The organism is Natronospira sp. (genome assembly GCF_007134575.1).
GTDB classification, from domain to species: domain Bacteria; phylum Pseudomonadota; class Gammaproteobacteria; order Natronospirales; family Natronospiraceae; genus Natronospira; species Natronospira elongata.
This window is the reverse complement of the sequence record NZ_SLKM01000240.1, coordinates 1-9,804: the sequence shown is the minus strand read 5'-3', so window position 1 is coordinate 9,804 and position 9,804 is coordinate 1. Positions and strand designations below refer to the sequence as shown.

Annotated in this window: 9 protein-coding genes; 5 read left to right on the top strand and 4 right to left on the bottom strand. The window is 65.2% G+C overall.

The window, feature by feature from the left end; genetic code table 11:
* On the bottom strand, positions 1-960 hold a 960-nt coding region (locus tag ACJWXQ_RS09505; protein ID WP_406672686.1), incomplete at its 3' end, for a M1 family aminopeptidase/hydrolase.
* 108 nt (positions 961-1,068) lie between these two features.
* Here ACJWXQ_RS09505 and ACJWXQ_RS09500 point away from each other — a divergent pair.
* The 3 genes from ACJWXQ_RS09500 to mutM are packed head-to-tail and all read left to right on the top strand — an operon-like array spanning position 1,069 to position 3,342.
* Positions 1,069-1,647, top strand: coding sequence for a hypothetical protein (locus tag ACJWXQ_RS09500; protein ID WP_346052086.1), 579 nt, complete (start codon positions 1,069-1,071; stop codon positions 1,645-1,647).
* A gap of 30 nt (positions 1,648-1,677) precedes the next feature.
* The gene (locus ACJWXQ_RS09495; RefSeq protein WP_406672685.1) at positions 1,678-2,520 is read left to right on the top strand and encodes a DUF4340 domain-containing protein; all 843 of its coding nucleotides are present in this window, start codon (positions 1,678-1,680) and stop codon (positions 2,518-2,520) included.
* Between the two features lie 6 nt (positions 2,521-2,526).
* Positions 2,527-3,342 (top strand): bifunctional DNA-formamidopyrimidine glycosylase/DNA-(apurinic or apyrimidinic site) lyase, encoded by an 816-nt coding sequence (mutM, locus tag ACJWXQ_RS09490; protein WP_346052090.1) that lies wholly within the window; start codon positions 2,527-2,529, stop codon positions 3,340-3,342.
* A gap of 7 nt (positions 3,343-3,349) precedes the next feature.
* On the opposite strand, the gene ACJWXQ_RS09485 is transcribed toward mutM, so the two are convergent.
* Genes ACJWXQ_RS09485 through ACJWXQ_RS09475 form a run of 3 tightly spaced genes read right to left on the bottom strand, consistent with a single transcriptional unit; the run spans position 3,350 to position 6,353 of the window.
* Entirely contained in the window at positions 3,350-4,669 is a 1,320-nt protein-coding gene (locus ACJWXQ_RS09485) for a GldG family protein (RefSeq protein ID WP_346052092.1), read from the bottom strand.
* A complete protein-coding gene (locus ACJWXQ_RS09480) occupies positions 4,666-5,418 on the bottom strand; it encodes an ABC transporter permease subunit (protein ID WP_346052094.1) in 753 nt (250 codons plus the stop codon). The genes ACJWXQ_RS09485 and ACJWXQ_RS09480 overlap by 4 nt, the downstream gene beginning before the upstream one ends.
* Positions 5,415-6,353: an ABC transporter ATP-binding protein gene (locus ACJWXQ_RS09475; protein WP_406672684.1), complete on the bottom strand. Its 939-nt coding sequence runs from the start codon at positions 6,351-6,353 to the stop codon at positions 5,415-5,417. The genes ACJWXQ_RS09480 and ACJWXQ_RS09475 overlap by 4 nt, the downstream gene beginning before the upstream one ends.
* Before the next feature lie 60 nt (positions 6,354-6,413).
* On the opposite strand from ACJWXQ_RS09475, the gene ACJWXQ_RS09470 reads away from it, so the two are divergent.
* Both ACJWXQ_RS09470 and ACJWXQ_RS09465 read left to right on the top strand, forming a co-directional pair.
* A complete protein-coding gene (locus ACJWXQ_RS09470; RefSeq protein ID WP_406672683.1) occupies positions 6,414-8,441 on the top strand; it encodes a hydantoinase/oxoprolinase family protein in 2,028 nt (675 codons plus the stop codon).
* Positions 8,442-8,529: 88 nt separating this feature from the next.
* Positions 8,530-9,720, top strand: a complete 1,191-nt coding sequence (locus ACJWXQ_RS09465; RefSeq protein WP_346052102.1) for a fatty acid desaturase — start codon at positions 8,530-8,532, stop codon at positions 9,718-9,720.
* The last annotated feature ends 84 nt before the right edge of the window (positions 9,721-9,804 follow it).

Below are 9,804 nucleotides of genomic sequence, written 5' to 3'. Positions count from 1 at the left end.
GGAGTGGACCAGCTCATGGGAGATGAGGGACACCAGGCTTTCATCGCCGGCGATGATGGTGGGGGTGACGAAGGACACCCGCGGGTTTTCCATGCCGCCATAGGGAAAGCTGGGCGGCAGCACCAGAAGGTCGTAACGGCCCCAGTCATAGTCACCGAAGCGGGCCTCGGCTTCCTCCAGCATGCGCTGGGTGACGGCGAATTCTTCAACCGCTGCGTCCAGGTAACGGGGCTCGGAATAGACGCCCACCCGGTCGCTGATCTCCTCGAAATGCAGATCCCCCACCGCCAGGGCGATGAGGTAGGGCGGAACTGCCTCCGGCATGTTGAACTGGAAGACCCCGTCCCGTTCCGCATGGGGATCATTCTCGGCACTCATGACCGCGAACAGGCCCTCCGGCGGACGCAGCTCGGCACTGTAGGTGATCCGTACCTGGGGGGCATCCTGAAGGGGCACGTAGCTGCGGGCGTGGGTGGGCTGGCCCTGACTGAACAGGAAGGGATGTTCACCGCCGGCGGTCTGCTCCGGGGTCAGCCATTGCAGGCCGGACGCATCCGGGCTGGTGGTGTAGTGCACGCGAATCTGCTCAAGCTGGGCGGGCAGAATGATTTCCAGCGGGCGGCCGTTGTGGCGATGGGCCTCGCCCAGCTCGAAATCCACCTCACGCCATTCATCCCCCTGTCGATACTCCACCTGGTGAATCTCCAGGTCTCGGGTATCCAGGACCACCCGGCGGCTGCGCCGATCCATCCAGTCCAGATCCAGTCGGGCCCAGCCGTCCAGGACCCGGCGCTCGAAATCCACGTCCAGGTCCATGTGGACATGGCGCACCCGCACCTCGGCCGGATTGGCGAAGGAGTGGGGATCTTCCACCGCTTCGGGTTGTTCGCTCCGGTCCGGCGCGCAGGCGGTGAGGGCGAACAGGGCAATGATGATGAAGATACTGCTCAAACGGTACATGGCAATCACTCTCCCGTGGTGATTCGATGGACGTGCCATTGGCTGATGGGAAAGTTTACAGTCTGGCGTACAATCCTTCATGCTAAATTCTCCACACAGGCAGGGCACATGAACCAGGAAGCGGACAACAAGGCAAAAAAGCGCTGGCTTACCGTGGCTGTCGTCAGCGGCCTGATCGTGCTGGTACTGGGCATCGGCATGCTCCTGCCCGCCGAGCAGACGGTCAAGCGCTCATTGGCCATGCAGGCCCCGGAACTGGTGATCTACCAGACGCTTACCCAGCCCAAACGCTATTCCCGCTGGCTGCCCTGGTTACAGCGGGATCCGACCTTCAATACCCGCCAGGAAGGGGCCGAGCAAGGCGAGGGCGCGGTGTTCGTCTGGGAGGGCGGACAGGGTCGGCAGTCGGAGGGCCGGCTGGAAATCGATCGGACCGAACGGGGTGCCTTTATCATTCATCGTCTGCAACTCGGAACACATGTGGAGGCCCGCGGCCGGTTTGAGATCGAGCCGGAACGGGGTCGCTACCGCGTGACCTGGCGGGTGACCCGCGATGTGGGCCTCAACCCCCTGCGTCGCTATCAGGCGATCATGTTCGAAGACCGCCTGGGGTCGGACCTGTTGAGCGGTCTGACCTATCTCAAGGTCTATGTGGAGACCCAGCGCTCACCGTTTCCGGATGAGTGATCGGACAGGGCGTATTCAGAGGTTCCTGCCATGCAGACGAGAACGCGGTTGAACATTGCCCTGGTGGGCGGGCTTGTGGTGATCGGCCTGCTGTTCTGGCTGGCGGGCCGGGAACAGGCCGGCCAGGCCCCCTTGCTGGATCGGGACCCCTCGGCGGTGTCCCAGGTTTCTGTCGAGGCCGAGGGCGAGCTGCGCTGGCGCATGGCACGACGCGATGAGGGCTGGTGGCTGGAGGAACCGGAAAGCGGTCCGGCGGATCGGGAGCGGGTGGGGCAGTTACTGCCCCTGCTGCGAGCCCCGGTGCATGCCCGTTACCCCCTGGAAGAAGTGGAGCCGGCACAATTCGGCCTGGATGAACCGGTGCTGGTGATTCAGGTGGATGGTGAGCGTCTGGCCGTGGGCGATGGCGAGCCGGTCAATCGCCGCCGCTATGTGCAGCGCGGCAATGATGACATCGTCCTGGTGGATGAGATCGTCTACTTCCAGTTTGACCGGCCTGGCCGGGAGTTTCTCGACCATCGCCTGCTGCCCGCGGGCGCTGCCGTCGAGGCCATTACCTTTTCAGGACACGAACTGACCCGGGATGACGAGGGGCGCTGGCGGCTCGAGCCCATGCCCGAGGCCTATCAGGCCGAGGACAATGAACGCCTGATCGAGAACTGGCAGGCGGCCCGGGCCCGGAAGCTGAGTGGCTTTGATGGCGAGGCAGACGGAGCGGCTGTGGCGGTTCGCCTGGTGGACGGTCGTGAGCGACGTTTCCTTGTATTGGAAGACGAGGAGGGTCTGGTCCTGGCCAGCCCCAACACCGGCCTGCGCTACCGATTCCCGGCTCGCGAGGCCGACGCCCTTCTGCCGCCCGGCAACGACGACTGAGTAACCATGCCCGAGCTACCCGAGGTCGAAACCACCCGGCGGGGCGTCGCCCCCTTTCTCAGCGAGCAGATCATCCGGGGTCTGGTGCTGCGTGAAAGCCGCCTGCGCTGGCCGGTGGATCCCGGTCTGGATCGGCGTCTGGGGGGCGCGCGGGTAACGGCCGTGAACCGTCGGGCCAAGTACCTGCTGGTGGAAACCGACCGGGGCTGCCTGCTTTGGCATCTGGGTATGTCCGGCAGCCTGCGTATCATCACCGATGGCCGCGCCCCGGAAAAACATGACCACGTGGATCTGGTCCTGGAGAACGGCCACTGCCTGCGTTTCAACGACCCCCGTCGCTTCGGTTTCCTGCTCTGGACCGAGGCCCCCCTCGCCGAACATCCCCGCCTGGCTGCGCTCGGCCCCGAGCCCCTGTCGGAGGATTTCAGCGCCGAGCGGCTTTATGCCCGGTCCCGGGGCCGCCGGGCGCCGGTGAAAAGCTTCATCATGGATTCGGCCACGGTGGTGGGGGTCGGCAATATCTATGCCTCCGAGGCCCTTTTCCTGGCCGGCATCCATCCCCGGCGGCCGGCCGGTCGAATTGCCCTTGCCCGTTATCGGCAACTGGCAGCGCGCATCAAGCAGGTCCTGGCCGCCGCCATCGAACAGGGCGGGACCACCTTGCGGGATTTTCGGGATTCGGACGGAATGCCTGGCTACTTCAGCCAGTCGCTCAATGTCTACGACCGGGCCGGGGAACCCTGTCCGCAATGCGCCGCAGCCATCCGCCGGGCGGTCATCGCTCAGCGGGCCACCTATTTCTGCCCGCGCTGTCAGCGCTAGTGCCTTACTAGCCCCGCCGCCACCAGATCAGGCCACCGGCAAGCAGCAACAGGCCGGGGAGCAGGAGCAGGAAGAAACCGCCGATGACGGTGTAGGCGGTGGAGCTGAGTTCCAGGGTCCGATCGGGGGCGCTGCGGACGGGGACGTTGAGGCTGACCGGGTCCGCACTCGCCCAGTTGAATAGACGCAGGCCCAGTTCCAGGTTGGCGCCGTTGCCGATGTAGGCATTGCTGAGCGCGGCCTGGCTGCCCAGTACCGCCACTCGCTGCTCAAGGGTGGCCCCCTCCGTTTCCAGCTCCCGTGTCAGCAACTGCCCCAGGTGCATGGGGCCACTGCTAAGGCGGTCGCCATCCAGGGTCTCCAGCCAGGATTCCCCGCTGCTGCGCAGCATGGACTGGCGCTCCCAATCGTCCATGCCGGAGGCATCCACCATGGTGGCGTGGGGAATCAGGGTCACCGCATCAATCTCGCCGGTGATCGGGTTGTCTTCATACTGAAAGACCAGAATCATGCCGGGGTCTTCGATGCCCAGTACCCGGCCCGAGGGATCCTTGACCAGCCCTTCGGCCAGCCCCAGTCCCAGATGATCGGCCAGGGCCATGGGCGGGCTGCCGTGGGGGTCCACCAGCCAGACCAGATTGCCGCCCTGGTCAAGATAATCCCGCAGGTGATCGATCTCCCCGTCCATCCAGTTGCCCTGGCTGCCGGCAATCACCAGAACCGCGGTATTGTCGGGGATGCCGTCGCGGGCAATGTTGACCCGCTGCACACTCAGGCCCCGTTCCTTGAGATGATTGCCCAGTTGTCCCAGGTCGCTGCCGCCCTCACCCAGGGGGTCGGCTTCGCCATGGCCGCGGGTAAAGACCAGATAACGCTCACTGGCTCGGGCCGCACGGGCAATGGCATTGGTAATGCCGGCCTCGGTGAAGCGGTCCACTTCCTCGCGCTGGTCGCCCACTTCCACAAAGACCTGTCCCGGCTGGGTCACCCCGTATTCGCGGCTGATCGCCGGCTCCCGGTCCGGATCCACAAAACGCAGCTCAATGCTGTCCTCGGCCCGACGATAACGATCCACCACTGTGCGCACCCGATCCCGCAGGGCGGTGTCCTCGCCCAGGAAAACCGTGAAACGCAGCGGCTCTTCCAGGGTCTGGAGCAGTTCCCGGCTGGGCTCGGAGAGACTGCCGCGGGCGCCATGGGTCCAATCGAAGCTGGTGGAATAGCGATGGCTCAACAGCGCCAGGCCGATCACCACCGCCAGCAACAGCACCACGGTTGTCCACTGCTGGACTCGATTGCTCCAACGGGTTCGCCGATCGATCTTCATGGCCGCAAACGCTCACTATCCAGTCGATGAATGGCAAGGCCCAGGAAGGTGAGCATGAACAGGCCGTAGTAGGCCAGTTCGGACGTGGCAACCTGGCCCCGGGCCATGTTCTGGAAATGGCCGATGACAGACAGATACTCCACCACACCGGCACCGGCCTCGGCATCCGCGGCCCAGTCGATCATCCACAGCAGAATGAGCAGACCGAAGCTGGCAATGGCGGCCACCACCGGCTGGCGGGTGAGGCTGGAGAAATACAGGCCCGCCGAGGCAAAGGCACCGGTCATCAAAAGCAGACCCAGGGCGCCGGCCGCCCACTTGCCCAGGTCCAGTTGCGTGCCCACCGACAGACTCAATGGCATCAGGGCCACCAGGGTCACCATGATGGCGAGCAGGGCACCCACTGCCAGAAACTTGCCAAGCACGACATGGCGGCTGCCCACCGGCGAGGACTGCAACAGGCGCAGGCTGCCGCTGCGTTTCTCCTCGCTGATCAGACGCATGGTCAGCAAGGGCACCACCATCAGCAGGATCATGGCCGCGCTGCCGAACAGGGGCGTGGCGATCATGTCGGTGACGCCGGGCGCCTCCGCCTGGCCGGCAAAGGCCGGCTGCAACTGATCGGTCCACAGATCGACCTGGACCAGAAAGATCCAGGCGTGAATGAAGGTGGTCACTGCCAGCACGATCCAGGCCAGCGGTGACAGGAACAGACTGCGCAATTCCCGGGCGGCAATGGTCAGTGTCATGCGGCCGCCTCCTGTTCCCCGCTGGTCAGATTGACGAAAAGCTGCTCCAGACTGGTTCGCTCCGGCTCCAGGAAGCGCAGTCCCCACTGACGCTTGATGGCCAGCTCCGCACAGGCCGGGGCCAGATCCTCGCGCCCCTTGTGGCGAATGAAGACTTCATTGTCACCACGCTTTTCCACGCTCTCCACACCCGGCAGCTCCCACAGGGCCTGGGGATCCACTGCATGCACGAAGCCCACGCGCAGGCCGGTGACCGGACGGTGCTCCAGTTCCGCCAGGCTGCCGGCATGGACCAGACGACCGCCCACCATGATCTGTACATGACTGCAGGTGGCGGTGACTTCGGGAAGGATATGGGTGGACAGAATGATGCCGTGATCGCTCGCCAGCTCGCCTACCAGCTCCCGGATTTCCCGGACCTGGTTGGGGTCCAGGCCCACCGTGGGTTCATCCAGGATCACCAGGTCGGGTTCGTGGATGATCGCCTGGGCAATGCCCACCCGTTGCTGGTAGCCGCGTGACAGGCGCCCGATCAGCTTGCCGGCCTCGCGAGTGAGGCCGCAGCGTTGCTTGGCTCGGGCCACGGCGCCACCCAGTGCCTTGCGGGGCAGGCCTCGCAGGCGGGCGGTAAAACGCAGGTACTCGTCCACCGTCAGTTCGGGGTAGAGGGGCGGGTGCTCGGGCAGATAGCCCAGTCGCGCCTTGGCCGCGGCCGGCTGCTCCAGCAGATCAATGCCGCAGATTCTCACCTCGCCCCGGCTGGGGGCCAGGCAGCCGGTCAGCATGTTCATGGTGGTGGACTTGCCGGCGCCATTGGGCCCCAGAAAGGCCAGCACCTGCCCCCGTTCCAGGGAGAAGTCGACATTGTCCACCGCCTTGTGCTGGCCGTAATCACGACCCAGCCCCCGACATTCCACCAGCAAGTCGCTGCTCATGGCACCTCGTCGTCAGCGCGCAAGAAGAAAGGCTCGGGCGAGTGTATAGCAGAGGCGCCCATGCCTGCCAATTCAATGTACTTTCTCCTCACCCCTTACCCCTTACCTTCTTACCCCATTAAACTCCCCGGCATGATTCTCGGCATCGACACTGGCGGTACCTTCACCGATTTCGTCCTTCTCGACGGCGACGAGGTCCGTGTACACAAGGTCCTGTCCACGCCCCATGCCCCCGAGGAGGCCATTCTTCAGGGGATTCGGGAGATGGGCCTGGACCCGGCCGGGCTTCGCATTGCCCATGGTTCCACCGTGGCCACCAACGCGGTGCTGGAAGGCAAGGGCGCGCGCACGGCCTATGTGGCCAACGCCGGCCTGGAGGATGTACTGCTGATCGGCCGGCAGAATCGGCCCCGGCTTTATGACCTGACCCCGCCGGTAAATCGGGGGCCGCTGCAGGGCCTGCCCCGTTTTGGCGTCTCGGCAAGGGTGGATGCCGAGGGTCGCGAGCTGTCCCCACTGGGCGAGTCGGATCTGGGCGCGCTCAGGGACTGGCTGCGCGAGCAGGATGTGGAAGCGGTGGCCGTCAATCTGCTCTTTTCCTTTCGCAATGAGGAGCACGAACAGCGCATCCGCGAGGCCCTGCCCGGGGATCTCTTCATCTCCCTGTCCTCCGAGGTGCTTCCCGAGTACAAGGAATACGAGCGCGGCATGGCCACCTGGCTCAATGCCTATGTGGGGCCACGGGTCGCGGACTATATTGCCCGCCTGGCCGAGGGGCTGCCCGGCGCCCGCCTGCAGATCATGCAAAGCGGGGGCGGCTTGATGGACGCGTCAGCCGCCGCCGCCCGCGCCGTCCATCTCTTGCTGTCCGGCCCGGCCGGCGGCCTGCGGGGCGCCGAGGAACTTGGACGGCGTATCGGTGAACAGCGTCTGATGAGTTTCGACATGGGCGGGACCTCCAGTGATGTCAGCATGATCGACGGCCACATTCGGCTCACGGACAGCGGTCAGATCACCGCCGGGGACGGGCATCTGCCGGTCCCGGTCCCCATGGTCGATCTGCACACCATCGGGGCCGGTGGCGGCTCCATTGCCCGCCTCGACGAGGGCGGGGTGCTGCGGGTGGGGCCGGCCTCCGCCGGTGCCGACCCGGGTCCGGCCTGCTACGGGCGTGGCGGTACGGCACCCACGGTGACCGATGCCAATCTGCTGCTGGGGCGGATCCCGGCGACCGGCTTCGGTGGCGGTCTCTCCCTGGATCACGATGCCGCCCGTCGGGCCTTTCAGCCATTGGCCGAGGCTCTGGGCAAGGACCTGGAGGCGGCCGCCCAGGGCGTGCTCACCGTGGTGGAAGAGGCCATGGCGGGGGCCCTGCGGGTGATAAGCATCGAGCGGGGCCGCGATCCCCGGGATTTCGTGCTGGTTTCCTTCGGCGGTGCCGGCGGCCTCCATGTCTGTGCCCTGGCCGAGCGTCTGGGCATGGACCGGGCCCTGGTGCCGGTCCATGCCGGGGTCCTCTCGGCCCTGGGCATGACGGTCACCGCCCCAGCACGAGAGCTGTCCCGCTCCATTCTTGAGCGCCTGGACCGACTGGCCCCCGAAGCCATGCGGGATGTCTATGGCGAGCTGGAAGCCCAGGCCCGTGCGGCGCTGGAGCAGGACGGCGTGGCCGCCTCGGAAATTGATTTCCAGCGCCGGGCCGATCTTCGCTACCAGGGCCAGTCCCACGCCCTGACCCTGGACTGGGGCGAAGAGGGTCTTGGCCCGGAGGACTTTCACCAGGCCCATCGGGCGGCCTATGGTCATGCCCTGGATATGCCGGTGGAATTGGTTAGCCTGCGCCTGTCCGCCACCGGTCCGGCACCCGGCCTGCAACTGGCGGCAACGGAATCGGTCGCCGGGGAGGAACCGGGGCGGGGTGAGGACGGTCCCAGTATTGTCACCCTGGAGCGAAAGCAGTTGCCGCGCTCGCCGGCCCAGTCCGGTCCCCTGCGCATCATCGACCCGGTGGGAACCACCTGGGTGGCCCCCGGTTGGTCCGCCTGGCTGGATGAGATCGGTAACATTCGACTGGCGCGGAAGGTCTAGGGTTTGCTGACCAGCGGCCTGGCCCAGGGGGCGCGGTCGCGTACAATGGTCAATTGATGAATGATTTTTTTGGGAGTCGTTGCTCGTAATGTTCCTTGATCTGCTTTCCAACGGTCTGCTGGGCCTGCCCGGCTGGGCCTATGTTCTCTACGCCCTGCTGGCGACCCACCTCACCGTCATGGCCGTGACCCTCTTTCTCCACCGTGATCAGACTCACCGGGGAGTGGATCTGCACCCGGCCGTGCGGCATGTATTTCGTTTCTGGCTGTGGCTGACCACTGGCATCGTCACCAAGGAATGGGTCGCGGTGCATCGCAAGCACCATGCTCGCTGCGAGACCGAGGACGACCCCCACAGCCCCCAGGTCCTGGGGCTGCGCAAGGTGTTCTTCCAGGGCGCCGAGCTCTATCAGCAGGAAGCCGAACAGGCGGAAACGGTTCAGAAATACGGCCGCGGGACCGTCGACGACTGGATCGAGCGCAATGTCTATAACCGCTTCTCCTATCTTGGCGTGGCCTCCCTGCTGGTCATCAATATCGCCATCTTCGGGGCCCTGGGGCTGACCATCTGGGCCATTCAGATGATGACCATCCCCCTGCTGGCCGCCGGTGTGGTCAACGGTATTGGTCATTACTGGGGCTACCGCAATTTCGAATGCCGGGATGCGGCCACCAACGTGTCGCCGGTGGGACTGTTCCTGGGTGGCGAAGAACTGCACAACAACCACCATGCCTTCCCCAGCTCCGCCAAGTTCAATCTGCGCCCCTGGGAGTTCGACATCGGCTGGGTCTGGCTCAAGGCCCTGAGTGCCGTGGGCCTGGCGAAGATCCGCCGGGTTGCCCCCAAGCCCATTCTGGGCGAGAAGGTGGTGGAGCCTCATCATATGGACCTGGAAACCGTGCGGGCCGTGATCCAGAACCGCCTGCATGTGTTGCGCCATTACAGCAGCATGGTCACCATCCCCATGCTGCGCGAGTCGCTCAACGACCGTGGCCGGCGTTTCATGCGCCGGGCCCGCAAGCTGCTGGTCCGTGACCCCGAACTGCTTGATACCCGCGAGCGTCGCCACCTGATCAATCTGCTCAAGGAACACGACGAGCTGGAGACGGTGTACAGCTACCGTGAGCGTCTGCGTGAGATCTGGGAGACCACCGCCCAGAACGACCAGCTTCTGGCCCGCTTCAGGGAGTGGTGTATCGAAGCCGAGCAATCCGGCATCCGCTACCTCCAGGACTTCGCCCGCCGTCTGCGCAGCTACCAGCTACCCCAGGCGAGCTGAGAAGGATCCTCCTCACCCCGCCGTGGGAGCGGATTCATCCGCGATCAATGGCTCATCGAAGCCCGGATCGCGGATGAATCCGCT